Genomic DNA, 23,340 nt, shown 5'->3' with positions numbered 1-23,340 from the left:
GGAGTGTTTATGGCAGTCAAAGTCCTGGTGGTGGACGATTCGGGGTTTTTCCGCCGCCGCGTCTCGGAAATTCTTTCAGCGGATTCCAATATCCAGGTCATCGGTACGGCGACCAACGGCAAAGAGGCGATCGATCAGGCGCTGGCGCTCAAGCCAGACGTGATCACCATGGACTACGAGATGCCGATGATGGATGGCATCACGGCCGTGCGGCACATCATGCAACGCTGCCCGACCCCGGTGTTGATGTTCTCCTCGCTGACTCATGAAGGCGCGCGGGTCACCCTCGATGCGCTGGACGCCGGCGCGGTGGACTTCCTGCCGAAGAATTTCGAAGACATCTCGCGTAACCCGGAGAAGGTCAAGCAACTGCTGTGCGAGAAAATTCTCAGCATCTCGCGCAGTAACCGTCGTGTCAGCGCCTACAGTGCCCCGGCTCCAGTGGCCGCACCAGTCCCGACGCCGGCGCCTTCGAGCATCAGCAGCCATGGCAGCAGCAGTGCGCCTGCGCGTCCGGCCCCGGCACCGATTCCGCCTCGCAGCCATGCAGCGACGCCGTCGTCCCCGGCACCCAAACGCAAAGCCTACAAACTGGTCGCCATCGGTACTTCGACCGGTGGCCCGGTTGCCTTGCAACGGGTGCTGACACAGTTGCCGGGCAACTTCCCGGCACCGATCGTGTTGATCCAGCACATGCCGGCCGCCTTCACCAAGGCCTTCGCCGAGCGTCTGGACAAGCTGTGCCGCATCAGCGTCAAGGAAGCCGAGGACGGCGACATCCTGCGTCCGGGCCTGGCGCTGCTGGCGCCGGGTGGCAAGCAAATGATGATCGACGGCCGCGGCGCGGTGAAAATCCTGCCGGGCGACGAGCGTCTGAACTACAAGCCGTGCGTGGACATCACCTTCGGTTCCGCGGCCAAATCCTACGGCGACAAAGTTCTGGCGGTGGTACTCACCGGCATGGGCGCCGATGGTCGCGAAGGCGCGCGTCTGCTCAAGCAGGGCGGCAGTGCGATCTGGGCTCAGGATGAAGCCAGCTGCGTGATCTATGGGATGCCAATGGCGATCGTCAAAGCCGAACTCGCGGACGCGGTGTATAGCCTGGACGACATCGGCCGTCACCTGGTCGAGGCGTGTCTGTGATGGATGTGCTCAGCCTTATCGGAATCATCATGGCGTTCGTCGCCATCATTGGCGGCAACTACCTTGAAGGCGGTCACCTCGGCGCGTTGGCCAACGGCCCGGCAGCGTTGATCGTACTGGGTGGGACCATCGGTGCGGCGCTGCTGCAATCACCGATGAGCGCCTTCAAGCGCGCCATGCAGATTCTCGCCTGGATCCTGTTTCCACCGCGCGTGGACCTGGCTGGCGGCATCGATCGTGTCGTGAACTGGAGCCTGACTGCCCGCAAGGAAGGTTTGCTCGGTCTGGAAGGGGTGGCCGATGCCGAACCTGACAGCTACTCGCGCAAAGGCCTGCAACTGCTGGTGGACGGCGCCGAGCCGGAAGCGATTCGCAGCATTCTGGAAGTGGATTTCTACACCCAGGAAAGCCGCGACATCGAAGCCGCCAAAGTTTTTGAAAGCATGGGCGGCTACGCGCCAACCATCGGCATCATCGGTGCGGTAATGGGCCTGATCCACGTCATGGGCAACCTGGCCGATCCGTCGCAACTGGGCAGCGGCATTGCCGTCGCGTTCGTTGCCACTATCTATGGCGTGGCCAGTGCCAACCTGATACTGCTGCCGGTTGCCGCCAAGCTCAAGTCCATCGCGTTGCGGCAGTCGCGTTATCGCGAGATGTTGCTGGAAGGGATCCTGTCGATCGCCGAAGGTGAGAACCCTCGTTCAATCGAGTTGAAGCTTCAGGGCTTCATGGATTAAGGGAATAACCTCATGGCTCGTCGTCGGCAACCTGAAGAACACGTAAACCATGAACGCTGGCTCGTTTCCTACGCCGACTTCATTACGTTGCTGTTCGCTTTCTTCGTGGTGATGTACTCGATTTCTTCGATCAACGAAGGCAAGTACAAGGTCATTTCCGAGGCGTTGATCGGGGTGTTTACCGACTCTGATCGCGCCCTCAAGCCGATCCCGATTGGTGACGAGCGACCGAAGACCGTGACCCCGGCCAAGCCGCTGGTCAAGGACAGCGAACAGATTGACGCTGGCATCGCCCAGGCTGCCAACGATCCGCTCAAAAGCATTGCCGATGACATCAGCGCGGCGTTTGGCGACTTGATCAGTTCCAACCAGATGACCGTGCGCGGCAATGAGTTGTGGGTCGAGATCGAGCTCAATTCCAGCCTGTTGTTCGGCAGCGGCGATGCGATGCCCAGCGACATCGCCTTCAACATTATCGATAAGGTCGCGGCGATCCTGAGGCCGTTCGACAACCCGATCCACGTCGAAGGCTTTACCGACGATCAGCCGATTCGCACCGCGCAATACCCGACCAACTGGGAGCTGTCCTCGGCCCGTTCGGCAAGCATCGTGCGCATGCTGGCGATGCAGGGCGTGAACCCCGGTCGTCTGGCGTCGGTGGGTTACGGCGAGTTCCAGCCGGTGGCCAACAATGCCACCGCCGAAGGCCGGGCGCGCAATCGTCGGGTGGTGTTGGTGGTTTCCCGAAACCTCGATGTCCGCCGCAGCCTCACCGGTACCGGAACGGCTCATGCACAGCCGGATGCCGCGTTGAAGCGGGCTGGCACACAAACTGCACCGGCTGCGGTCAAGTCGCCGGGACGAGAGAGCTCCGTCAATTCTCCGTCACCCGCATTAATACGTTGAGCTATTTCTCGGTCGACCTGTTCGAGCGGGAGGAACAATCCGAATGAGAGTCTGGGCAGTCGCCAATCAAAAGGGTGGTGTCGGTAAAACCACTTCCTCCATCGCTTTAGCCGGTTTGCTGGCCGAGGCGGGCAAGCGCGTGGTTGTGGTCGATCTCGACCCTCACGGCTCCATGACCAGCTACTTCGGTTACGACCCCGACAGCCTGGAACACAGCAGTTACGACTTGTTTCTGCACAAGGGCAGCGTGCCGCAAGGCTTGCCCGGCCAGTTGCTGATGCCCACCAGTGACGAACGCATTTCCCTGTTGCCATCGAGCACCGCGCTGGCAACCCTTGAGCGTCAGTCACCGGGCCAGAGTGGACTGGGCCTGGTGATCGCCAAGAGCCTGGCGCAGTTGTGGCAAGACTTCGATTACGCGTTGATCGACAGCCCGCCGTTGCTCGGTGTGCTGATGGTCAATGCCTTGGCGGCCAGCCAGCAGTTGGTGATTCCGGTGCAGACCGAACACTTGGCCGTCAAAGGCCTGGAACGCATGGTCAACACCCTGGCGATGATCAACCGCTCGCGCAAACAGGCGTTGCCCTTCAGCATCGTCCCGACCCTGTTCGACCGTCGCACCCAAGCCTCTCTCGGCACCCTTCGCGTGCTGCGCGACAAGTACCCGGAAGAAATCTGGCAAGGCTATATCCCGATCGACACCCGCTTGCGTGACGCGAGCCGGGCAGGGCTGACGCCTTCGCAATTCGACGGCAAGAGCCGTGGCGTTCTCGCTTATCGTGCACTGCTCAAGCACCTGTTGGCCGCACAACTTGTCCCGGCGGTGGCCTGATGAACCCAATTCCTGTAGGAGCTGCCGCAGGCTGCGATCTTTTGATCTTGCTTTGTGACACCTTCGAATCCGCCAAAAGATCGCAGCCTTCGGCAGCTCCTACGATGGTGGGCGCATGACTCGGCCGGTGAAAATCACCTCGCGTCCGCAACTGGCCCTCCAGTCTTATCTGGACAGCTTGCTGCAAGACGCGACCGAAGAGTTGTTGCCAGAAGTCGAGGCGCTGCCCGAGGTTGTCGAGGTTATCGAGGTTGAGGCCGCGCTGGATGAGTTCCAGGCTGCCGTGCTTGAAGAGCAGGCCCGTGATGCGCAGAAACCGGCCGTGGCCGCTGCCCCCATCGTTGCGCCAGTGGTGAAAGCTCCGGTGGCCGTGATTGAGTCACCGGCACCGATCCTGATGCCCGTATCGACGATTGCACCCTTGTTGCAAGCGTTGGTGCCGCCGTTGGTTGAAGTTCATCTGCCGCCCGGCAACACGCCGCCACCGGTGGAAACCGACGGTCGTCCGGCATGGGCTGCCGAGCCGTTCGAGTGCCTGTTGTTCGACGTCGCCGGGTTGACCCTGGCGGTGCCGCTGGTGTGCCTGGGCTCGATTTATTCTTTAGCCGGTCATGAGCTGACGCCATTGTTCGGTCAGCCGGAATGGTTCCTCGGGATCCTGCCGAGCCAGGCCGGCAACCTGAAAGTTTTGGATACCGCGCGTTGGGTCATGCCGGATCGTTATCGCGATGATTTCCGCCAGGGTCTGCAATACGTTATTTCGGTTCAGGGCTACGAGTGGGGGCTGGCGGTGCATCAGGTCAGCCGCTCATTGCGCCTGGACCCGAACGAAATCAAATGGCGCAGTCACCGGGGTCAACGGCCGTGGCTGGCGGGTACGGTCATTGAACACATGTGTGCCTTGCTCGACGTTTCGGCACTGGCCGAGCTGATCGCCAGCGGTGGGGCAAAGCACATGGGCGGCGGCAAGCCGCTACACAAACCGACATAGCTGCCGACATAACAAGTATGCGACGGCATTGTTGAATGCCGCCTACAGAACACACACCGCCAGAAGCGGTTTTTCGAGGGGTCAGGTATGAGTAATCAAGCGACGAATGCAAAAGGTTCTGAAGATCCGATCCTGCAATGGGTAACCTTCAAACTGGACAACGAAACCTACGGCATCAACGTGATGCGCGTTCAGGAAGTCCTGCGCTACACCGAAATCGCCCCGGTCCCGGGTGCTCCGAGCTACGTGCTGGGCATCATCAACCTGCGCGGTAACGTGGTCACCGTGATCGACACCCGTCAGCGCTTCGGCCTGATGAATGCCGAGATCAGCGACAACACCCGTATCGTCATCATCGAAGCCGACAAGCAAGTGGTCGGAATCATGGTCGACAGCGTGGCTGAAGTGGTTTACCTGCGTCAGTCGGAAATCGAGACGGCGCCGAACGTCGGTAACGAAGAGTCCGCCAAGTTCATACAAGGCGTGTGCAACAAGAACAACGAACTGCTGATCCTGGTCGAGCTGGACAAGATGATGAGCGAAGAAGAATGGTCGGAACTGGAGAATATCTGATTGATTCTTGAGGTGGCTGTCATTGTCCTGTTTCTGTTCTGGGCAGGCACGCTGGCGATGTTCCTGGCGTACGTCCGCGCTCAGCGGCAGATCGCCGCGCAACAGGCCGTGGGCGATGCGCTGCGTGATCAGCGCATCAAGGACCTGGCCAAACGCGTGGATGACTACCAGAACGGCAACGTGCGCATGGGGGAAGACCTGCACGAACTGCGCGCCGTCGTCAGCCCGTTGCCGGACAAACTGGCGCAGCTGGAACAGCGTGATCCGTCGAGCCTTTCATTCGCCCAGGCGGCACGCCTGGTGGGGATGGGTGCCAGCGTCAGTGAGCTGACGCAGTCCTGCGGGTTGACCCAGGCTGAGGCGGAGTTGATGAGCAAGTTGCACAAGAACTGAGAAAATCAAAAGATCGCAGCCTCGTTGCATTCGACAGCTCCTACAGGATGTACACCGATGGAGATCGTTCCCACGCTCTGCGTGGGAATGTTTCTTGGGACGCTCTGCGTTCCGCTGTTGTGTGACGCAAAGCGTCACGGGCTGCATTCTCACGCAGAGCATGGGAACGATCAGTAGTCATCCCCTCGATCGGTGACATCCTTCTCCAGCATCACCGCATGCGGATCATGCCCCTGAGGAAACTTGCCCTTCAAATTCCACGCAAACGCAATGATCTCCGCAATCGTGCGGTACAACGCCTCTGGAATACTCTCTCCCAATTCCATCCGCGCCAGCAATTTCACCAGCTCGGCGTTTTCGTAGATCGGCACTTCGTAATCCCGGGCGATCCGCAGAATTTCTTCCGCTAATTCCTCGTCACCTTTGGCCGTGAGGGTAGGGGCGTGGGTGCCGTCGTATTTGAGGGCGATGGCCTGGCGCGGTGCGGTGGATTCGTTCATGCGGTTTCGTCGACCCAGCGTTGTTCGAGACGGGTTTGAGGGCCTTGGGGCGGTGTGCCGAGGTGACAATCCAGATCGCCGACGTTCAGGCCTGAGGCCAAGAGGCGTTCGCGCAGCCCGGCCAGATTGCTTTCGATCAGGCTGGCGGTGTATGGCCGTTCAGCCCACAACTGACTGGAGAGGCTGCCTCTGATCAGCTGCGCCTGAATCTGCAACGGCCCCAGCGGTTCCATGTCGAATGCCAGCTCAACGCGCCACAGCTGTTGCCGGGGTTCGTGTTCGTCGCGGCGGTCGTGCGGGTGTTCTTTCTCGGGTGCTTCTTCGCGCTGGAATTTGACCTGCAACGGCACGATGTCCTGCAGGTTGCGCATGGGGATTTCCAGTTGCCAGGTACTGAGCAGCCGACCGTCGTCGGTGAGGCCGGTCTGTTCCAGGCTCGACAGCTGATGGCTTTGCAGGCGCGAGACAGCGGCTGCCGCCAGGCGCAGCAAATGTTCCAGATCGCCTTCACCGTCCTGATGTTGCAGCAGGCGCTCGGGGAGCGGGAAACTGGTCGGTAACGGTTTGGCGCTGACCTGGCCGAGCATGCCGAGAGCGCTACGCACGAAACCGGGTAATGCTTGCGCCAGTGTATTGGCGGCGATGATCGCGTGAAGGTTGGTATTGGCTGGCAGGCCCGGCGTCAGTTGCGCGATCAGTTTGAGCAGGTCGCCCTTCATGTCTGGTGTCAGCGTCGGGTTTTGCCCGGTCAGCAGTTTCGCTTCAAGAAACAGACCGCTGTTGGCCAATGCCTGGGCCAGGCCTTTGGGTGTACTCAATTGCTGAACGTCCGGCAGCCCGGCGAGCAATTTGTCCACGACAGCGCGCAGGTCGCTGGAGGTCTGATCCGATGGCGGCAGGTTTTGCAGGACTTTGAGCAAGCCATCCAGAGAGCCCTGGCGACTTTGCTGGCTGACCAATTGCTGGGTCACCGCCAACTGTTCCTGACGGCTGCTCAACGGGACGAATGTCAGGGTCTGTGTGTCTTGCACCAAGGCGCTCAGCAAGGTGCCGATGCGCAGCGGCGTCGGGCTGTCGATGCTCAGCGTACTGCCGCTCAACGCGGTGTTAAGCAAGCTCACCATCGAGCGAAACACCATCGGTTGGCCCGGTACCTGCGGCATGACCTGAGAGGTCAGTACTTTGCCTTGCAGCAAGGTGCCGACCGGCAGTTGCGCCGTGTCGATGCGAGTGAGGGTGGCGACGCTGGAGGCGATGGCCTGTTGCACCGTGACCGCCAGGTTGCTCGCCGATGGTTGAGTGATTGCCAGGCTGGTGCCCTGGGGCAACGGCTGAGTACTGGTGGCCTGAACCGTGGTCTGGCGACCGTTGTCGAGGGTCACCTTGAGCAACAATTGAAAAGTCTGATCCGCCTGCTTGAGCGACAGCACTTCGGCCCTGGCAGTCTGACCGGCACTGATCAGACCCTCCATCGGCGTCAGTAACTTGAGTAGTTCACCACTCACCACCAGCGGCCGCGAAGTCACGGGCGTGCTCGGCGGCAGCGGGAGGATGTTCATTTCGCCTGTCATATGCGGTCACAACCTGTGGAAATTGCGCTCTTTAGAGTCGGGCATGGCATGTATAATGCCGCCCGTCTTCGGGGCGTGGCGAAAACATTGCATTTGTTTGACCTGGCTCTCTAGAACAAGCCGCCAATGCATCTATGCTGCATTCTCTTTAGCGGCCGCTCTGCCGCCGACTTGAACCGCAAAAGGCCCGTGATCTCTTGACCAGTCCTGTTCTGCAAACCGTTGCCCTTGCCTGTGAGCGAGACCTTCGGCTGCTCTTCGAAAATCTCGAATTGAGACTGGCCAGTGGCGAAATGTTGCAGATCAGCGGCCCCAACGGCAGCGGCAAGACCAGCCTTTTACGTTTGCTTTGCGGTTTGATGCACCCCACTGCCGGGCAAGTGCTGCTCAACGGCTTGCCACTGAGCGAACAGCGCAGCGAACTGGCGCGCAACCTGTTGTGGATCGGCCATGCCGCCGGCATCAAGGACTTGCTGACCCCCGAGGAAAACCTCAGTTGGCTCTGCGCCTTGCATCAACCGGCCTCCCATGAGGCGATCGGGCAGGCGCTGGAGGCTGTGGGGCTGCGCGGTTTCGAGGATGTTCCCTGCCACACGCTCTCCGCCGGGCAACAACGCCGGGTCGCGTTGGCGCGGTTGTATCTGGACAGCCCACCGCTGTGGATCCTCGATGAGCCGTTTACCGCGCTCGACAAACAAGGGGTGGCACAACTCGAAGAACACCTGGCTGCGCACTGCGAGCGAGGTGGCATGGTGGTGCTGACCACTCACCACACGCTCACCCGGATGCCTGCCGGCTATCGTGACATTGATTTGGGGAACTGGGCCGTATGAGTGTTTTCGGCCTGTTGGTCGCCCGCGAGGCACGTTTGCTGTTCCGTCGTCCTGCCGAACTGGCGAATCCGCTGGTGTTCTTCGCTATCGTCGTCTCTTTGTTCCCGTTGGCGGTCGGCGCAGGGCCTCAATTGTTGCAAACCTTGTCCCCGGGACTGGTCTGGGTAGCGGCGCTTTTATCGGTCTTGCTCTCGCTGGACGGGCTCTTTCGCAGTGATTTCGAAGACGGATCGCTTGAGCAGTGGGTCCTTTCGCCGCACCCTCTGCCTATTCTGGTTTTGGCCAAGGTGCTGGCACACTGGGCGTTTTCCGGCCTGGCACTGGTTTTGCTCGCACCCTTGCTGGCGTTGATGCTGGGTTTGCCTGCCGCCTGTCTGCCGGTGTTGCTGCTTTCTCTATTGCTGGGTACACCGGTGCTGAGCCTGCTCGGTGCGGTGGGCGCGGCATTGACGGTGGGATTGAAGCGCGGTGGCCTGTTATTGGCGCTGCTGATTCTGCCGCTGTACATCCCGGTGTTGATTCTCGGCAGCGGCGCCTTGCAGGCGGCATTGCAGGGCATGCCGGCGACCGGTTATCTCTTGTGGCTTGGTAGCCTGACCGCCCTGGCGATAACCCTGACACCTTTTGCAATAGCTGCTGGCCTGAAGATCAGCGTCGGCGAATAATAATGAGGCCTGGTTGTTTTTTAACCACTTCTTTTTGAAGAAAGGCAGACCCGCTCTTCATAGCGAAGAGCACCCGTGATGGAAACAGCAATGAACTGGACCTGGTTTCATAAGCTCGGCTCACCCAAATGGTTTTACGCGATCAGTGGCAAACTGCTGCCATGGCTGAGCGTTGCGGCGTTGTTGCTAATCAGCATCGGCGTGGTTTGGGGGCTGGCCTTCGCGCCTCCCGACTACCAGCAAGGCAACAGCTTTCGCATCATCTATATCCACGTTCCGGCCGCCATGCTGGCGCAATCCATTTACGTGATGCTGGCCGTGTGCGGCATTGTCGGGCTGGTCTGGAAGATGAAACTGGCCGACGTCGCCCTGCAATGCGCCGCCCCGATCGGTGCCTGGATGACCGCCGTGGCGCTGGTCACTGGCGCGATCTGGGGCAAACCGACCTGGGGTTCGTGGTGGGTCTGGGATGCGCGACTTACGTCCATGCTTATTCTGCTGTTTCTGTACTTCGGTCTTATTGCACTGGGCAACGCCATCAGCAATCGTGACAGTGCGGCCAAGGCCTGCGCGGTGCTGGCAATCGTTGGCGTGATCAACATCCCGATCATCAAGTACTCGGTGGAGTGGTGGAACACCCTGCACCAGGGCGCGACTTTCACCCTCACCGAGAAACCGGCGATGCCCGCCGAGATGTGGCTGCCGCTGCTGTTGTCGGTGCTGGGTTTCTACTGTTTCTTCGGCGCAGTGCTGTTGCTGCGCATGCGCCTTGAAGTGCTCAAGCGCGAAGCCCGGGCAAGCTGGGTGAAAACCGAAGTGCAGAACAGTCTGGAGGCTGCTCGATGAGTTTCGCTTCATTCGGCGACTTTCTCGCCATGGGCCATCACGGCCTGTATGTCTGGTCAGCCTATGGCATAAGCCTGGCGGTGCTGGCCCTCAACGTGGCGGCGCCGATCCTGGCCCGCAAGCGGTATCTGCAACAAGAGGCGCGTCGTCTGCGCCGGGAGAACGGCAAGTGAATCCGCTGCGTAAAAAGCGTCTTATCATCATTCTCGCGATCCTGGTCGGTGTCGGCGCTGCCGTCGGCCTGGCCCTGAGCGCCCTGCAGCAGAACATCAATCTGTTTTACACCCCGACCCAGATTGCCAACGGCGAAGCGCCGAAAGACACGCGCATCCGTGCGGGCGGCATGGTCGAGGCGGGCTCGCTGCAGCGTTCCGGCGATTCCCTGGATGTGAAATTCATCGTCACCGACTTCAACAAGTCCGTGACCATCAGCTATCGCGGCATCCTGCCGGACCTGTTCCGTGAAGGGCAGGGCATCGTCGCTCTTGGCAAGCTCAACGCTGACGGCGTGGTGGTGGCCGACGAAGTGCTGGCCAAGCACGATGAAAAGTACATGCCGCCGGAAGTGACCAAGGCCCTGAAAGACAGCGGTCAATCCGCTCCGACACCTGCGAAGGAGGGTTGATCCATGACTTCCGGCATCTTTATCCCGGAGCTTGGCCACCTGGCCATGATCCTGGCGCTGTGTTTTGCCCTGGTCCAGGCCGTGGTGCCGTTGCTCGGCGCCTGGCGCGGTGACCGTCTGTGGATGAGCCTGGCTCAGCCCGCGGCATGGGGGCAGTTCGCGTTTTTGCTGTTCGCTTTCGGTTGCCTGACGTATGCCTTCATGGCGGACGACTTCTCCGTTGCTTACGTGGCCAGCAACTCCAACAGCGCCTTGCCGTGGTACTACAAATTCAGCGCGGTCTGGGGCGCCCATGAAGGTTCCTTGCTGCTGTGGGCATTGATCCTCGGCGGTTGGACCTTCGCGGTGTCGGTGTTCTCCCGGCAGTTGCCGCAAGTGATGCTGGCCCGCGTATTGGCCGTGATGGGCATGATCAGCACCGGTTTCTTGCTGTTCCTGATCCTGACCTCCAACCCTTTCGCCCGAATCCTGCCGCAGATGCCGACGGATGGGCGTGACCTCAATCCCTTGCTGCAAGACATCGGCCTGATCGTTCACCCACCGATGTTGTACATGGGTTACGTCGGTTTCTCCGTGGCTTTCGCCTTCGCCATTGCCGCGTTGCTGGGCGGTCGTCTTGATGCGGCGTGGGCGCGCTGGTCCCGTCCATGGACCATCGTTGCCTGGGCCTTCCTCGGTATCGGTATTACGTTGGGCTCCTGGTGGGCCTATTACGAACTCGGCTGGGGCGGCTGGTGGTTCTGGGACCCGGTGGAGAACGCATCCTTCATGCCTTGGCTGGTGGGTACGGCGCTGATTCACTCATTGGCGGTCACGGAAAAGCGTGGCGTGTTCAAGAGCTGGACCGTGTTGCTGGCGATCGCCGCGTTCTCATTGAGTTTGCTCGGCACCTTCCTCGTGCGTTCCGGCGTACTGACGTCGGTTCACGCCTTTGCCTCCGATCCTGAGCGCGGTGTGTTCATCCTGATCTTCCTGCTGTTCGTGGTCGGTGGTTCGCTGACGCTGTTTGCCCTGCGCGCCCCAGTGGTCAAGAGCCACGTCGGCTTCAACCTCTGGTCCCGGGAAACCCTGTTGCTGGGCAATAACCTGGTGCTGGTGGTGGCTGCCTCGATGATCCTGCTGGGCACCTTGTATCCATTGATTCTCGATGCAATGACCGGCGCCAAACTGTCGGTTGGCCCGCCGTACTTCAACGCGCTGTTCATTCCGTTGATGGCCATACTGATGGTGGTGATGGCGGTCGGCATGCTGGTGCGCTGGAAAGACACGCCGGTCAAATGGCTGATGAGCATGTTGACCCCGGTGTTGCTCGGCAGCGCTGCGCTGGCCGTCGTCGCGGGTGTCGCTTATGGCGATTTCAACTGGGCGGTGCTGGCGACCTTCATGCTCGCTGCCTGGGTGTTGCTGGCCGGTGTGCGGGATATTTTCGACAAGACCCGTCACAAGGGTTTGATCAAAGGTCTGCCAACCCTGACCCGCAGCTATTGGGGCATGCAGATCGCGCATTTGGGCATTGCCGTGTGCGCGCTGGGTGTCGTGTTGTCGAGCCAGAACAGCGCCGAACGCGATTTGCGCCTGGCGCCGGGTGAGTCCATGAGCCTGGCCGGTTATCAGTTTGTGTTCGAAGGCGCCAAACACTTCGAAGGGCCGAACTTCACCTCCGACAAGGGCACCGTGCGGGTGATCCGCGATGGCAAGGTCATCAGTGTGCTGCACCCGGAAAAACGCCTCTACACCGTGCAGAACTCAGTGATGACCGAAGCCGGGATCGACGCCGGTTTCACCCGTGACCTTTATGTCGCGCTGGGCGAGCCACTGGGCGAGGGCGCCTGGGCGGTTCGGGTGCACGTCAAACCGTTTGTGCGCTGGATCTGGTTCGGCGGGTTGCTCACAGGTATTGGCGGTTTGCTGGCGGCGCTGGATCGTCGTTATCGGGTCAAGGTGAAAAGCCGCGTGCGTGAAGCACTCGGCATGACGGGAGCCACCGCATGAGACGTTGGTTAATGTTGTTGCCACTGGCGATTTTTTTGGTGGTTGCTGTTTTTCTGTATCGGGGGCTGTATTTGAACCCGGCCGAATTGCCTTCGGCGATGATCAACAAACCGTTCCCGGAATTTTCGCTGCCCTCGGTGCAGGGTGACAAAACCCTGACCAAAGCCGATCTTCTGGGTAAACCGGCACTGGTCAACGTCTGGGGCACGTGGTGCATTTCCTGCCGGGTCGAGCACCCGGTGTTGAACAAACTGGCGCAGCAAGGCGTGGTGATCTACGGCGTCAACTACAAGGACGTCAATGCCGATGCCTTGAAGTGGCTGGCCGAGTTCCACAACCCGTATCAACTGGACATCCGTGACGATGCCGGCACCCTGGGCCTGAACCTCGGCGTATACGGCGCACCGGAAACGTTCTTCATCGACGCCAAGGGCATCATCCGCGACAAATTCGTCGGTGTGATCGACGAACAAGTCTGGCGCGAAAAACTGGCGGCCAAGTATCAGGCGCTGGTCGACGAGGCGAAGCCATGAAGCGCTGGATTGCCGCTGCCGTGCTGGGTTTGAGCATGGCCGGGGTGGCCCATGCGGCCATCGACACCTATGAGTTCGCCAAAGAAGGCGACCGTGAGCGTTTTCGCGAGCTGACCAAAGAGCTGCGTTGCCCCAAGTGCCAGAATCAGGACATCGCCGATTCCAATGCCCCGATCGCCGCCGACCTGCGCAAAGAGATTTTTCGCATGCTCGGCGAGGGCAAGGACAACCAGCAAATCATCGATTTCATGGTCGACCGCTACGGTGACTTCGTCCGCTACAAACCTGCCCTCAACGCCAAAACCGCGCTGCTCTGGTTCGGCCCCGCCGGCCTGTTGCTGGGCGGTTTTGTAATCATCGCCGTGATCGTCCGCCGTCGTCGCGTGCAACGCACTGACAGCCCGGACACGCTTTCTGCCGAGGAGCGCGAGCGCCTCGACCACCTGTTGGATAAAACCAAGAATGATTGATTTCTGGCTCGCTGCAGGCCTGCTGCTCCTGGTTGCCCTGAGTTTTCTGCTGATCCCGGTTCTGCGGGGTCGCCGCGCTCAGCTGGAAGAAGACCGCACGGCACTGAACGTCGCGCTTTATCAGGAGCGCGTGGCTGAGTTGCAGACTCAGCAGGAAGAGGGCGTGCTCAACGCCGAACAAATGGACACCGGCCGCGCCGAAGCCGCCCGTGAACTGCTCGCCGACACCGAAGGCGTCGAGGCACCGCGGGTGTCGCGTCTGGGCAAGCCGCTGCCATTGCTGGCGGCCATTCTGGTGCCGGTGTTGGGCCTTGGGTTGTACCTGCATTTCGGCGCCAGCGACAAAGTCGAGCTGACCCGCGAATTCGCCCAGGCGCCGCAGTCGATGGAAGAAATGACCCGTCGCCTGGAGCGTGCGGTCGCCGCCCAACCGGATTCGGCCGAGGGCCTGTACTTCCTCGGCCGCACCTACATGGCTCAGGATCGTCCGGGGGATGCGGCGAAGATCTTCGAACGCACCGTGGCGTTGGCCGGGCGGCAGCCCGAACTGCTCGGGCAGTGGGCCCAGGCGCAATATTTCGCCGATGGCAAGAAGTGGTCGGACAAGGTCCAGGCCCTGACCGACGAAGCGCTGAAAGCTGATCCGAAAGAAGTCACCAGCCTCGGTCTGCTGGGCATTGCGGCCTTCGAAGGCGAGCGTTATCAGGACGCCATCGACTACTGGAATCGCCTGCTGGCGCAATTACCGCCGGATGATAAATCCCGCGTCGCGCTGCAAGGCGGCATTACTCGGGCCGCCGAGAAGCTGGAAGCCAGTGGTGGCAAGGTTGCCCAGGCGCCTGCGGTTAAAGCTGCAGTGCTCAAAGTGCATGTCGATCTGGCGCCAGAGCTCAAAGCCAAAGTCCTGCCGGGTGACAGCGTGTTCATTTTTGCCCGCGCCATTTCCGGCCCGCCCGCGCCGCTGGCCGCCAAGCGTCTGACCGTTGCCGACTTGCCGGCAACCGTCGAACTGGGTGATGCCGATGCCATGATGCCGCAGTTGAAACTGTCGAACTTCCCTGAAGTCCAACTGGTTGCGCGCATCTCCCGCGCCGGCCAACCGACTGCCGGCGAATGGATCGGTCGCAGCCAACCCTTGGCCACCAGCACCACCGCGCAACAAAAACTGACCATCGACACCCCGGATAAATAACAGGAAACGCCACCATGACCGCCATCGCTCGCATCACTCTCCTCAGCATGGTTTTGGGGTTAAGCGCTTGTGCGGTCCAGCAGCCCGAGCCCACACGGCTGCCGCCAATCCCGCCTTCGCAGCCGAGCACCAAACCGGCTCCAACGACACCGAGCAAACCGAGTACCCCGGTCAAACCTTCGAAGCCAATTCCACGCACTTCCGCCAGCTTCGCCCCGCCACCGGGTGGCAACAGCCATTGGGACGCGAAACTCGGTGTTTACGTTCTCGATGATCAAACCAACACCTTCTACCGCCAGCGCACCTACTACCGCTGGAACAACGGCTGGAGCCGCTCGATCAGCCCGAACGGGCCGTGGGAAGAGACGGACATCCGTGGTGTTCCGGGTGGGTTGGGCAGAAAATTCGGGCAGTGATTGGAAACGGCGATCTGAGGATCGCCGTTTTGCTTTTTGGGGGCTGAAAAGATCGCAGGCTTCGCCAGCTCCTACAGGATCGCGTACGACGATGAACGGCGTGTGCACTAAAACACCGAGCGTCGCGATCCGGGTTTTTGTGCTTGAGTAAAAGTAACTCTAGGGTTATTTTTTGTCAGGCCGGAGCAAGGAGGCTGGTGGTGCAGAGCAGGTTATTGATCAAGGAACTGATAGAAGCGGGCTGGACATTGGACCGTGTCACCGGCAGTCATCACCTCTTCACTCACCGTTACAACCCTTACACGATACCCGTCCCTCATCCGAAGAAGGATTTGCCGGTCGGGACGGTCAAAAGTATCAGGAGGCGAGCCGGGCTTTATTGCCCGGGAGCCAGTTTGGCAGGAGATCCATAATGCAATACCCAATCTGTATCGAGTGGGGCGACGAGAACACCGCCATCGGTATTCAGATCCCCGATATTCCGGGTGCCGTAACGGCCGGGGATACGTTTGAAGAGGCTTACAACGCGGCGGTCGAAATTGCCCACATCATGCTGCAGGAGGTTATGGCAGGCGGGGAGTCCATTCCGATGCCGACCTCAGCGGCTGCGCACCGCGTGAACCCGGAATTTGCCGGCATGGGGTGGGGAATGCTGGAACTCGACATCTCGCCGTATCTGGGCAAGACCGAGAAGGTCAACGTGACGCTGCCTGGCTACGTGATCCAGCGCATTGACCGCTATGTGCGAGAGCACAATGTCAAAAGCCGCTCCTCCTTTCTCGCGGATGCGGCGATGGAGAAGCTGGTTCGGCATTGAGTGGTATCAGTCGAATCGCCTTCGCGGGCAAGCCTCAAACCATTACCCCTCAATGTAGGAGCGAGGCTTGCCCGCGAAGCTTTTAGCGTCCTAAGCCGTTGCCAACGAACGCCTCGGCGAAACGCTCAAAAACCGCAACAACGCCAACAACGCAAACGCGCTACCCACAATCACGATCCACAGCCAGCCGCCATGCTCATACACCGCGCTGGCCACCGAAGAACCAAACGCGCCGCCGATGAAGATGCTGGTCATGTACAGCGCATTCAGACGGCCGCGGCTCTTGGCGTCGAGGGCGTAGACCGCTCGTTGGCCGAGGACCATGTTCATTTGCACGCAGAAATCCAGCACCACCCCTGTCACGGCCAGGCCGATAACGCTGTAGACCGGGTGGATGAAGGCGGGCAGGAAGCTCAGGCTGGCGAACAGTAAGGCCAGCAGCGAGGCGATGCGGGTATGGCCGGCGTCCGCCAGTCGACCGGCGATGGGGGCGGCAATCGCGCCAATGGCGCCGACCAGGGCGAAGATCGCGATCTGTGTTTGCGACAAGCCATGATTGCGCGACAGTTCCAGCGGCACTGCAGTCCAGAACAGGCTGAATGTGGCGAACATGCACGCTTGGTAAAACGCACGCTGACGCAACACCGGCTGCTGGCGCAACAGCGTCCAGAGCGAACCCAACAACTGACCATAAGAAGCGCTGTGATCAGGCTGGCGCTTGGGAATGGTCAGGGCCAGCACCATGCTGATGGCCGCCATCAATACCGCAGCGATGATGAACATCGCGCGCCAGCCGAAGTGGTCGGCTATTACGCTGGATACCGGTCGAGCCAGCAGAATCCCCAGCAACAGACCACCCATGATGCCGCCGACCACGCGACCGCGTGATTCTTCGGGCGCCAGATGGGCGGCCAGTGGAATCAGGATCTGCACCGACACCGAGCTGAACCCCACCAGCAACGAGATGAGCAGAAACACGTTCGGCTGATCGGTGAACGCCGCGCCCAGCAAACTGGCAATCGCGACCACGGTGGTGATGATCATCAAGCGGCGGTTTTCCAGCAGATCACCCAATGGCACCAGGAAAAACAGACCCAACGCATAACCAATCTGCGTCAGCGAAACGATCAGGCTGGCCATGGTGTCGGTCAGGCCGATGTCCGGCGCGATCAGGCCGATGATTGGCTGGGCGTAGTAGATGTTGGCCACGATGGCGCCGCAACAGAAGGCAAAGAGCAACACCATCCCCGGGGTCATTGTCGCGGCACTGACGGGCGCCTGAGTCGTTGGATTCATAACGGGTCTCGTTGAACAAGAAGAAGTGCGCAGAGGCTAATGGGCTGGCTAGAGCGGCGGAAGAGGGTACTGGATGATAGTCATCATGCCTCTGAAGAATGATTGAAAGAGACCGGTCATTGGGTCTTCAAGCTCCCACAAAAAAGGCGACCTATGAAGGTCGCCTTTTCATGGGCCTGAGGAATTACTGACCGCTGTAAATCTGATCAAAAACCCCACCATCATTGAAGTGGGTTTTCTGCACAGTGCGCCAGTCACCAAAGGTCTTCTCCACCGAAAGGAAATCAACTTTCGGGAAGCGATCGGTGTACTTGGCCAATACCGCCGGATCACGCGGACGCAGGTAGTTGGCCGCCGCAATCTCCTGACCTTCCGGCGACCACAGGTACTTCAGGTATTCCTCGGCTGCAGCGCGAGTGCCTTTTTTCTCGACCACTTTGTCGACCACGGACACCGGCGGTTCTGCCTCAGCGGAAACACTGGGGTAAATCACTTCAAACTGATCACGACCAAACTCACGCGCAATCATCTCCGCTTCGTTTTCGAAGGTCACCAGCACGTCGCCGATCTGGTTGGTCATGAACGTGGTAGTCGCCGCACGGCCGCCGGTATCCAGTACTGGCGCTTGTTTGAACAGTTTGCCGACGAAGGCCTTGGCCTTGTTTTCGTCGCCGCCGTTTTTCAGTACATAGCCCCAGGCCGAGAGGTAGGTGTAGCGGCCGTTGCCCGAGGTTTTCGGGTTGGGGACGATCACTTGTACGCCGTCCTTGAGCAGGTCCGGCCAGTCTTTCAGGGCTTTCGGGTTGCCTTTGCGCACGATGAACACGGTGGCCGATGTGAACGGCGCGCTGTTGTTCGGCAGGCGCGTGACCCAGTTGTCCGGGACCAGTTTGCCGTTGTCCGCCAGGGCATTGATATCGGTGGCCATGTTCATGGTGATGACGTCAGCCGGCAGACCATCGATCACTGAACGCGCCTGTTTGCTGGAGCCGCCGAAGGACATTTGCACCGTGATTTTTTCGTTATGCTCGGCTTGCCAGTGTTTCTGGAAGGCAGCGTTGTAGTCCTTGTAGAAATCTCGCATCACGTCGTAGGAAACGTTAAGCAGGGTCGGTGCAGCCTGTGCCACGCTGCCCAGGGCCAGGCCAGCGGCCAGAAGTGAGGCGCCAAAGAGTTTTTTCACTGCGCATTCCTTGTTTTATCAAACATGTTCTATGAAAAGAGTTGGCAATTTGCCCGCGACTATAGCCGGGCTCGCATAGTCCTTTAAAGATTAAAAAGCACTTTGCTTATTCCAGTTTTTTGAACAGTGCATTGCCGCAACGCGAGCAAAATGCGGCGCCGTGTTCGTGGCTGTTTTTTTTGCAAGTCGGGCAATCGTGTTGCAGTTGTTCGCCGCGCATGGCGTTGGCCAGTTCCGCGGTAAAGATGCCTGTGGGCACGGCGATGATCGAGTAACCGGTGATCATCACCAGCGACGAAACCACCTGACCCAGCGGCGTCTTGGGCACGATATCGCCGAAGCCCACGGTGGTCAGTGTGACGATGGCCCAATAGATGCCTTTGGGGATGCTGGTGAAGCCGTGTTCCGGGCCTTCGATCACGTACATCAGCGTGCCGAATACCGTCACCAGGGTGCTGACGCTGAGCAGAAATACCACGATCTTCTGCTTGCTGCCCTGCAACGCGGTCATCAAATAGTTGGCTTGTTTCAGGTACGGGCTGAGCTTGAGCACGCGGAAAATCCGCAGCATCCGAATGATCCGGATAATCAGCAGGTACTGCGCATCGGTGTAATACAGCGCAAGAATGCCGGGCACGATCGCCAGCAAGTCCACCAACCCATAGAAGCTGAATGCATAGCGCAGCGGCTTGGGCGAGCAATACAGGCGCAGAGCGTATTCGATGGCGAAAACGACGGTGAAGCCCCATTCGATGTACGCCAGTATGTCGGCGTAGTTCTGGTGGATGCTGTCGATACTGTCCAGAACCACGATCACCAGGCTTGCCAGGATGATCAGCAGCAGAATGCTGTCGAAGCGGCGACCGGCGGGGGTATCGGATTGGAAAATGATGACGTAAAGGTCTTCACGCCAGTTTTTATTGCTGTCCATGGAGAACGCCTGAGCCAGGAATCAACGAAGCCTAGGTTGATTCTCCCCGGTTGCGCAAGGCGCGCTGTCCCTGGCGGCCTGATGCAACACCCGAATGCCTGCGCGAATCAGCCAGCAGGCAAGGATGAAGGGCGCCGTCAGTGTCGCCAGCCCCAGTGCGGCGAACCCCGGCGTGAGCAACACCGCCAGCAGGATTCCCAACAATGGCAGCCAAGGCTGGCGGCGATTTTGGCTGAAAGCCAGGGCGGCGAGCACGGCGTTGTAACCGCTCAATCCCAGCAGCGCGGTTGCTGTTTCGTGATGCACAAGGGCGAAACCGAGGCCGGTGGCGGAGCCGAACAACGCCCACAGGAAGGCACGACGGTCAGCGACCAGCAAACCCGTAGCAATCAGGGCGCCGGCCAGCGGATGACCGAGAAACAGCACCTGCCCCAACCCTTTTAATGACGCGGCGAGCACATTGAGTGTGGTCATTTCGATCAGCGGCGCGGGTTGCTGGGGCGCGGCAAACGACAGCAGCAACCAGCTTATCCCGACGAAGGGCGCGGTGTAGGCGGGAAGGCAATCATGAGCGCGCGAACGCTTGAGCCATTGCTGGGTGAGCATCGCACTCAGGCCGCCAGCGGCAATGATCAGCGGCGGCAATAATGCTGACCACGGGAAATAAAGGCTCAGCAGCAGACCGAGCAGGATACCGTTGTAACTGAACAGCCCGGCCTGGCGATCAGCCTTGGTGTAACCGCGACGCTGCGCGGTGAGCAACCCGGCGATTCCTCCCAGCAACGCACCGCCGAGCTGGGCCGGGGCGCAGAACATAATTGCCAACAGACACAGCAGCCCGCACAGCGGATGACGCTGGAGAAAGATTTGGCTGAAGCCATTGAGCAGGGCAGTGGCCCAGTCGGGGCAGTGGTTGTTGAAGTGGTGGGCAGGCATGTTAAGGGTCGTTCAGTACGGATCGTTCCCACGCTCTGCGTGGGAATGCCTCAATGGACGCTCTGCGTCTGCTCTTGGGACGCAGAGCGTCCCGGGCTGCACTCCCACGCAGAGCGTGGGAACGATCATCGTGTAGGGGTTAAATCAGGGTTTCGATACGCAACGAATTGGTCGACCCCGGCTGCCCGAACGGCACGCCCGCCGTGATCAACAACGTATCGCCGCGTTGAGCCATGCCCTGTGCCTGCGCAATCTCCAGCGCTGTCGAGCACACTTCATCCACCTGGCGCAGCCGATCATTGACCACCGAGTGCACGCCCCACGCCACCGTCAAGCGTCGCGCGGTTTGCAGATTTGGTGTCAGGTTGAGAATCGGCACAGTCGGCCGTTCCCGCGCCGCCCGCAGGCTCGATGTGCCGGATTCGCTGTAATTCACCAGTACCGCCACCGGCAGCACGTTGCTGATGCGGCGGATCGCGCAGCTGATCGCGTCCGACACCGTGGCCTCGGCTTTCGGTCGGCTCACGTCCAGTTGGGCCTGATAGTCCGGGCCGTTTTCCACCTGACGGATGATCTTGCTCATCATCTGCACAGCTTCCAGCGGGTACTCGCCGGACGCGGTTTCCGCCGACAGCATCACCGCATCCGCGCCTTCGGCCACTGCGTTGGCGACGTCGGTGACTTCGGCGCGGGTCGGGGCCGGGGAGAAGCGCATCGACTCCAGCATCTGCGTCGCCACCACCACCGGTTTGCCGAGTTGGCGGCAGGTGCTGATGATGTTTTTCTGGATTTGCGGCACGCTTTCGGCCGGCACTTCCACGCCCAGGTCACCGCGAGCGACCATGATCGCATCGCTCAACTCAGCGATTTCCCGCAGTTGAGTCACGGCCGATGGCTTCTCGATCTTCGCCATCAAAAACGCCTTGTCGCCGATCAGTGCGCGGGCTTCGCGAATGTCTTGCGGGCGTTGCACGAACGACAGCGCGACCCAATCCACCCCCAGCTCCAGTCCGAAGCTCAAGTCGCGACGATCCTTGGCAGTCAATGGGCTCAGATCCAGCACCGCTTGCGGCACGTTGACCCCTTTGCGATCCGACAGCTCGCCACCATTGAGCACCGTGGTGTCGATGGCGTCGGCATATTTGGTCATCACCCGCAGGCGCAGCTTGCCGTCGTCCAGCAGCAAGTCCATGCCTGGTTCCAAGGCTGCAATGATTTCCGGGTGAGGCAAGTTGACCCTGCGCTCGTCGCCCGGCGTCGGGTCCAGGTCCAGACGCAAGGCCTGACCGCGATGCAACTGCACTTTGCCTTGGGCGAATTTGCCGACCCGCAATTTCGGGCCTTGCAGGTCCATCAGAATCCCCAGCGGGTAATTCAGCTGGCGCTCGACTTCACGAATCCATTGATAGCGCTGGGCATGGTCGGCGTGATCACCGTGGCTGAAGTTCAAGCGAAAGATATTGACCCCGGCCTGCACCAGTTCACGGATGTCGTCGATTCCGTGAATGGCAGGGCCAAGGGTGGCGAGGATTTTGACCTTTTTATCAGGCGTCATGTTCAGGGCTCTCGAGAATCAGAATGGCGCGGAAATCGTTGACGTTGGTGCGGGTCGGCTCAGTGACGATCAGCGACTCAAGCGCGGCGAAATAGCCATAGCCATTGTTGTTGTCCAGTTCATCGCAGGCAGCGAGGCCGAGGGCGGTGGCGCGGGCGTAACTGTCCGGGGTCATGATGGCGCCGGCATTGTCTTCGGAGCCGTCGATGCCGTCGGTGTCACCCGCCAGGGCGTAGACGCCGGGCAGGCCTTTGAGGCTGTCGGTCAGGCTCAGCAGAAATTCGGCGTTGCGCCCGCCACGGCCATTGCCGCGCACGGTGACGGTGGTTTCGCCGCCGGACAGAATCACGCACGGCGCTGCCAGCGGCTGGCCGTGCTGGACGATCTGCCGCGCAATTCCGGCGTGGACTTTTGCCACGTCCCGGGATTCACCTTCCAGGTCGCCGAGAATCAACGGACTGAAACCGGCCTGGCGGGCTTTCACCGCGGCCGCTTCCAGCGATTGCTGTGGGCGTGCGATCAACTGGAAATGACTGCGGGCCAGGCTCGGATCGCCGGGTTTGACCGTTTCCGATTCCGGGCTTTGCAGCCAGTTACGCACTGAGGCCGGGACGTCGATGCCATAACGCTTGAGGATCGCCAGCGCTTCAGCCGAGGTGCTCGGATCGGCCACGGTGGGGCCGGAGGCAATGACCGTCGCAAGATCGCCCGGCACATCGGAAATCGCATAGGTATAAACCGTGGCCGGCCAGCAGGCTTTGCCCAGACGACCGCCCTTGATGGCCGAGAGGTGCTTGCGCACGCAATTCATCTCGCCGATGGTCGCGCCGGATTTGAGCAGGGCTTTGTTGATCGATTGTTTGTCGGCCAGGGTGATGCCGGCTGCGGGTAAGGCGAGGAGGGCAGAGCCACCACCCGAAAGCAGAAAGATCACGCGGTCGTCTTTGCTCAGGTCGCTGACCAGTTCCAGCACCCGTTTCGCCACAGCCAAACCCGCCGCATCCGGCACCGGGTGCGCGGCTTCGACCACTTCGATTTTTTCGCACGGGGCGCCGTGGCCGTAACGGGTCACCACCAGGCCGGACACTTCGCCTTGCCAGCAGCGCTCGACCACCTGGGCCATGGCCGCTGCGGCTTTACCGGCGCCGATGACGATCACCCGACCGCTGCGATCTTTGGGCAAATGCGCTTCGAGGACGTGCTGCGGATGGGCCGCGTCGATGGCTGTGGCAAACAGCTCGCGCAGCAGTTGTTGCGGATCAGCCGACATGGCGGGCTCCCAATCTTATTGTTCTTGGTTTACGCAGATGATCGTTCCCACGCTCTGCGTGGGAATGCCTCAATGGACGCTCCGCGTCCGCTTCGGCAGGACGCGGAGCGTCCCGGGCTGCATTCCCACGC

General features: G+C 60.4%; 27 protein-coding genes. 19 read left to right on the top strand and 8 right to left on the bottom strand.

Going from position 1 to position 23,340, the window contains the following annotated elements:
* Positions 1 to 9: 9 nt before the first annotated feature.
* The 7 genes from FHW68_RS08730 (at position 10) to FHW68_RS08700 (ending at position 5,578) form a co-directional block, all read left to right on the top strand.
* Entirely contained in the window at positions 10 to 1,143 is a 1,134-nt protein-coding gene (locus FHW68_RS08730) for a chemotaxis response regulator protein-glutamate methylesterase (RefSeq protein ID WP_183680005.1), read from the top strand.
* The gene (locus FHW68_RS08725) at positions 1,143 to 1,883 is read left to right on the top strand and encodes a flagellar motor protein (RefSeq protein ID WP_008014925.1); all 741 of its coding nucleotides are present in this window, start codon (positions 1,143 to 1,145) and stop codon (positions 1,881 to 1,883) included. The genes FHW68_RS08730 and FHW68_RS08725 overlap by 1 nt, the downstream gene beginning before the upstream one ends.
* 12 nt (positions 1,884 to 1,895) lie before the next feature.
* Positions 1,896 to 2,789 (top strand): flagellar motor protein MotD, encoded by an 894-nt coding sequence (gene motD, locus FHW68_RS08720; protein ID WP_183680002.1) that lies wholly within the window; start codon positions 1,896 to 1,898, stop codon positions 2,787 to 2,789.
* A 43-nt stretch (positions 2,790 to 2,832) separates the two neighbouring features.
* Positions 2,833 to 3,621, top strand: a complete 789-nt coding sequence (locus FHW68_RS08715) for a ParA family protein (RefSeq protein WP_095634484.1) — start codon at positions 2,833 to 2,835, stop codon at positions 3,619 to 3,621.
* Positions 3,622 to 3,736: 115 nt separating this feature from the next.
* On the top strand, positions 3,737 to 4,612 hold the full coding sequence (locus FHW68_RS08710; RefSeq protein WP_183680000.1) for a CheW domain-containing protein: 876 nt from the start codon (positions 3,737 to 3,739) through the stop codon (positions 4,610 to 4,612).
* Positions 4,613 to 4,699: 87 nt separating this feature from the next.
* Positions 4,700 to 5,185: a chemotaxis protein CheW gene (locus FHW68_RS08705; RefSeq protein WP_095634486.1), complete on the top strand. Its 486-nt coding sequence runs from the start codon at positions 4,700 to 4,702 to the stop codon at positions 5,183 to 5,185.
* On the top strand, positions 5,186 to 5,578 hold the full coding sequence (locus FHW68_RS08700; RefSeq protein ID WP_095634487.1) for a DUF2802 domain-containing protein: 393 nt from the start codon (positions 5,186 to 5,188) through the stop codon (positions 5,576 to 5,578).
* 170 nt (positions 5,579 to 5,748) lie between these two features.
* Here the strand turns inward: FHW68_RS08700 and FHW68_RS08695 are convergent, their stop codons facing one another.
* Both FHW68_RS08695 and FHW68_RS08690 read right to left on the bottom strand, forming a co-directional pair.
* Entirely contained in the window at positions 5,749 to 6,078 is a 330-nt protein-coding gene (locus FHW68_RS08695) for an EscU/YscU/HrcU family type III secretion system export apparatus switch protein (RefSeq protein ID WP_095634488.1), read from the bottom strand.
* Complete coding sequence (locus FHW68_RS08690) at positions 6,075 to 7,649, bottom strand: flagellar hook-length control protein FliK (RefSeq protein ID WP_183679998.1); 1,575 nt, start codon at positions 7,647 to 7,649, stop codon at positions 6,075 to 6,077. Before FHW68_RS08690 ends, FHW68_RS08695 begins: the two co-directional genes overlap by 4 nt.
* A 197-nt stretch (positions 7,650 to 7,846) precedes the next feature.
* Between FHW68_RS08690 and ccmA the strand changes: the two genes are divergently transcribed.
* The 12 genes from ccmA to FHW68_RS08630 all read left to right on the top strand — a co-directional run bounded on the left by ccmA (position 7,847) and on the right by FHW68_RS08630 (position 16,038).
* Positions 7,847 to 8,482, top strand: coding sequence for a cytochrome c biogenesis heme-transporting ATPase CcmA (ccmA, locus tag FHW68_RS08685; protein WP_095634490.1), 636 nt, complete (start codon positions 7,847 to 7,849; stop codon positions 8,480 to 8,482).
* Positions 8,479 to 9,147 carry a heme exporter protein CcmB gene (gene ccmB / locus FHW68_RS08680; protein WP_008072659.1) on the top strand — a complete coding sequence of 223 codons (669 nt, stop codon included), beginning with the start codon at positions 8,479 to 8,481 and terminating at the stop codon, positions 9,145 to 9,147. The genes ccmA and ccmB overlap by 4 nt, the downstream gene beginning before the upstream one ends.
* A 90-nt stretch (positions 9,148 to 9,237) precedes the next feature.
* On the top strand, positions 9,238 to 9,993 hold the full coding sequence (locus FHW68_RS08675) for a heme ABC transporter permease (protein WP_095634491.1): 756 nt from the start codon (positions 9,238 to 9,240) through the stop codon (positions 9,991 to 9,993).
* A complete protein-coding gene (gene ccmD / locus FHW68_RS08670; protein WP_007894243.1) occupies positions 9,990 to 10,166 on the top strand; it encodes a heme exporter protein CcmD in 177 nt (58 codons plus the stop codon). Before FHW68_RS08675 ends, ccmD begins: the two co-directional genes overlap by 4 nt.
* Positions 10,163 to 10,618 (top strand): cytochrome c maturation protein CcmE, encoded by a 456-nt coding sequence (ccmE, locus tag FHW68_RS08665; RefSeq protein WP_095634492.1) that lies wholly within the window; start codon positions 10,163 to 10,165, stop codon positions 10,616 to 10,618. Before ccmD ends, ccmE begins: the two co-directional genes overlap by 4 nt.
* Before the next feature lie 3 nt (positions 10,619 to 10,621).
* The gene (locus FHW68_RS08660; RefSeq protein ID WP_095634493.1) at positions 10,622 to 12,610 is read left to right on the top strand and encodes a heme lyase CcmF/NrfE family subunit; all 1,989 of its coding nucleotides are present in this window, start codon (positions 10,622 to 10,624) and stop codon (positions 12,608 to 12,610) included.
* A complete protein-coding gene (locus FHW68_RS08655; protein ID WP_008073023.1) occupies positions 12,607 to 13,143 on the top strand; it encodes a DsbE family thiol:disulfide interchange protein in 537 nt (178 codons plus the stop codon). The genes FHW68_RS08660 and FHW68_RS08655 overlap by 4 nt, the downstream gene beginning before the upstream one ends.
* A complete protein-coding gene (locus tag FHW68_RS08650) occupies positions 13,140 to 13,613 on the top strand; it encodes a cytochrome c-type biogenesis protein (RefSeq protein WP_007894247.1) in 474 nt (157 codons plus the stop codon). The genes FHW68_RS08655 and FHW68_RS08650 overlap by 4 nt, the downstream gene beginning before the upstream one ends.
* The gene (gene ccmI, locus FHW68_RS08645) at positions 13,606 to 14,805 is read left to right on the top strand and encodes a c-type cytochrome biogenesis protein CcmI (protein ID WP_183679996.1); all 1,200 of its coding nucleotides are present in this window, start codon (positions 13,606 to 13,608) and stop codon (positions 14,803 to 14,805) included. The genes FHW68_RS08650 and ccmI overlap by 8 nt, the downstream gene beginning before the upstream one ends.
* Positions 14,806 to 14,819: 14 nt before the next feature.
* Positions 14,820 to 15,221: a hypothetical protein gene (locus FHW68_RS08640; protein ID WP_095634495.1), complete on the top strand. Its 402-nt coding sequence runs from the start codon at positions 14,820 to 14,822 to the stop codon at positions 15,219 to 15,221.
* Positions 15,222 to 15,421: 200 nt separating this feature from the next.
* The gene (locus FHW68_RS08635; RefSeq protein WP_095634496.1) at positions 15,422 to 15,634 is read left to right on the top strand and encodes a type II toxin-antitoxin system HicA family toxin; all 213 of its coding nucleotides are present in this window, start codon (positions 15,422 to 15,424) and stop codon (positions 15,632 to 15,634) included.
* Positions 15,634 to 16,038 (top strand): type II toxin-antitoxin system HicB family antitoxin, encoded by a 405-nt coding sequence (locus tag FHW68_RS08630; RefSeq protein ID WP_183679994.1) that lies wholly within the window; start codon positions 15,634 to 15,636, stop codon positions 16,036 to 16,038. Before FHW68_RS08635 ends, FHW68_RS08630 begins: the two co-directional genes overlap by 1 nt.
* Positions 16,039 to 16,128: 90 nt before the next feature.
* Here the strand turns inward: FHW68_RS08630 and FHW68_RS08625 are convergent, their stop codons facing one another.
* The 6 genes from FHW68_RS08625 to FHW68_RS08600 form a co-directional block, all read right to left on the bottom strand.
* A complete protein-coding gene (locus tag FHW68_RS08625; protein WP_095634498.1) occupies positions 16,129 to 17,334 on the bottom strand; it encodes an MFS transporter in 1,206 nt (401 codons plus the stop codon).
* A gap of 184 nt (positions 17,335 to 17,518) precedes the next feature.
* Positions 17,519 to 18,517 (bottom strand): sulfate ABC transporter substrate-binding protein, encoded by a 999-nt coding sequence (locus tag FHW68_RS08620; RefSeq protein ID WP_095634499.1) that lies wholly within the window; start codon positions 18,515 to 18,517, stop codon positions 17,519 to 17,521.
* 106 nt (positions 18,518 to 18,623) lie between these two features.
* Positions 18,624 to 19,448, bottom strand: a complete 825-nt coding sequence (locus FHW68_RS08615) for an ion transporter (RefSeq protein ID WP_095634500.1) — start codon at positions 19,446 to 19,448, stop codon at positions 18,624 to 18,626.
* A 21-nt stretch (positions 19,449 to 19,469) separates the two neighbouring features.
* Positions 19,470 to 20,384: an urea transporter gene (locus FHW68_RS08610; protein WP_183679992.1), complete on the bottom strand. Its 915-nt coding sequence runs from the start codon at positions 20,382 to 20,384 to the stop codon at positions 19,470 to 19,472.
* 139 nt (positions 20,385 to 20,523) lie between these two features.
* On the bottom strand, positions 20,524 to 21,939 hold the full coding sequence (gene pyk, locus FHW68_RS08605) for a pyruvate kinase (RefSeq protein ID WP_095634503.1): 1,416 nt from the start codon (positions 21,937 to 21,939) through the stop codon (positions 20,524 to 20,526).
* A complete protein-coding gene (locus FHW68_RS08600) occupies positions 21,929 to 23,209 on the bottom strand; it encodes a glycerate kinase (RefSeq protein ID WP_183679990.1) in 1,281 nt (426 codons plus the stop codon). Before FHW68_RS08600 ends, pyk begins: the two co-directional genes overlap by 11 nt.
* Positions 23,210 to 23,340 lie beyond the last annotated feature (131 nt).

Origin of the sequence: Pseudomonas sp. Tn43 (assembly GCF_014192635.1) — a bacterium.
GTDB lineage: Bacteria > Pseudomonadota > Gammaproteobacteria > Pseudomonadales > Pseudomonadaceae > Aquipseudomonas.
The sequence above is the reverse complement of the archived record's forward strand: the minus strand, read 5'-3'. Positions and strand labels throughout refer to the sequence as shown.

Bases quoted from the DNA above. Each gene is read 5' to 3' on its own strand.
- FHW68_RS08690 (WP_183679998.1), bottom strand. From the start codon at position 7,649: ATGACAGGCGAAATGAACATCCTCCCGCTGCCGCCGAGCACGCCCGTG.
- FHW68_RS08730 (WP_183680005.1), top strand. From the start codon at position 10: ATGGCAGTCAAAGTCCTGGTGGTGGACGATTCGGGGTTTTTCCGCCGC.
- FHW68_RS08640 (WP_095634495.1), top strand. From the start codon at position 14,820: ATGACCGCCATCGCTCGCATCACTCTCCTCAGCATGGTTTTGGGGTTA.
- FHW68_RS08625 (WP_095634498.1), bottom strand. From the start codon at position 17,334: ATGAATCCAACGACTCAGGCGCCCGTCAGTGCCGCGACAATGACCCCG.
- ccmI (WP_183679996.1), top strand. From the start codon at position 13,606: ATGATTGATTTCTGGCTCGCTGCAGGCCTGCTGCTCCTGGTTGCCCTG.
- FHW68_RS08725 (WP_008014925.1), top strand. From the start codon at position 1,143: ATGGATGTGCTCAGCCTTATCGGAATCATCATGGCGTTCGTCGCCATC.
- FHW68_RS08615 (WP_095634500.1), bottom strand. From the start codon at position 19,448: ATGGACAGCAATAAAAACTGGCGTGAAGACCTTTACGTCATCATTTTC.
- FHW68_RS08610 (WP_183679992.1), bottom strand. From the start codon at position 20,384: ATGCCTGCCCACCACTTCAACAACCACTGCCCCGACTGGGCCACTGCC.
- motD (WP_183680002.1), top strand. From the start codon at position 1,896: ATGGCTCGTCGTCGGCAACCTGAAGAACACGTAAACCATGAACGCTGG.
- FHW68_RS08710 (WP_183680000.1), top strand. From the start codon at position 3,737: ATGACTCGGCCGGTGAAAATCACCTCGCGTCCGCAACTGGCCCTCCAG.
- FHW68_RS08600 (WP_183679990.1), bottom strand. From the start codon at position 23,209: ATGTCGGCTGATCCGCAACAACTGCTGCGCGAGCTGTTTGCCACAGCC.
- FHW68_RS08630 (WP_183679994.1), top strand. From the start codon at position 15,634: ATGCAATACCCAATCTGTATCGAGTGGGGCGACGAGAACACCGCCATC.
- ccmD (WP_007894243.1), top strand. From the start codon at position 9,990: ATGAGTTTCGCTTCATTCGGCGACTTTCTCGCCATGGGCCATCACGGC.
- ccmB (WP_008072659.1), top strand. From the start codon at position 8,479: ATGAGTGTTTTCGGCCTGTTGGTCGCCCGCGAGGCACGTTTGCTGTTC.
- pyk (WP_095634503.1), bottom strand. From the start codon at position 21,939: ATGACGCCTGATAAAAAGGTCAAAATCCTCGCCACCCTTGGCCCTGCC.
- FHW68_RS08650 (WP_007894247.1), top strand. From the start codon at position 13,140: ATGAAGCGCTGGATTGCCGCTGCCGTGCTGGGTTTGAGCATGGCCGGG.
- FHW68_RS08695 (WP_095634488.1), bottom strand. From the start codon at position 6,078: ATGAACGAATCCACCGCACCGCGCCAGGCCATCGCCCTCAAATACGAC.
- FHW68_RS08675 (WP_095634491.1), top strand. From the start codon at position 9,238: ATGAACTGGACCTGGTTTCATAAGCTCGGCTCACCCAAATGGTTTTAC.
- FHW68_RS08715 (WP_095634484.1), top strand. From the start codon at position 2,833: ATGAGAGTCTGGGCAGTCGCCAATCAAAAGGGTGGTGTCGGTAAAACC.
- FHW68_RS08705 (WP_095634486.1), top strand. From the start codon at position 4,700: ATGAGTAATCAAGCGACGAATGCAAAAGGTTCTGAAGATCCGATCCTG.
- FHW68_RS08660 (WP_095634493.1), top strand. From the start codon at position 10,622: ATGACTTCCGGCATCTTTATCCCGGAGCTTGGCCACCTGGCCATGATC.
- FHW68_RS08655 (WP_008073023.1), top strand. From the start codon at position 12,607: ATGAGACGTTGGTTAATGTTGTTGCCACTGGCGATTTTTTTGGTGGTT.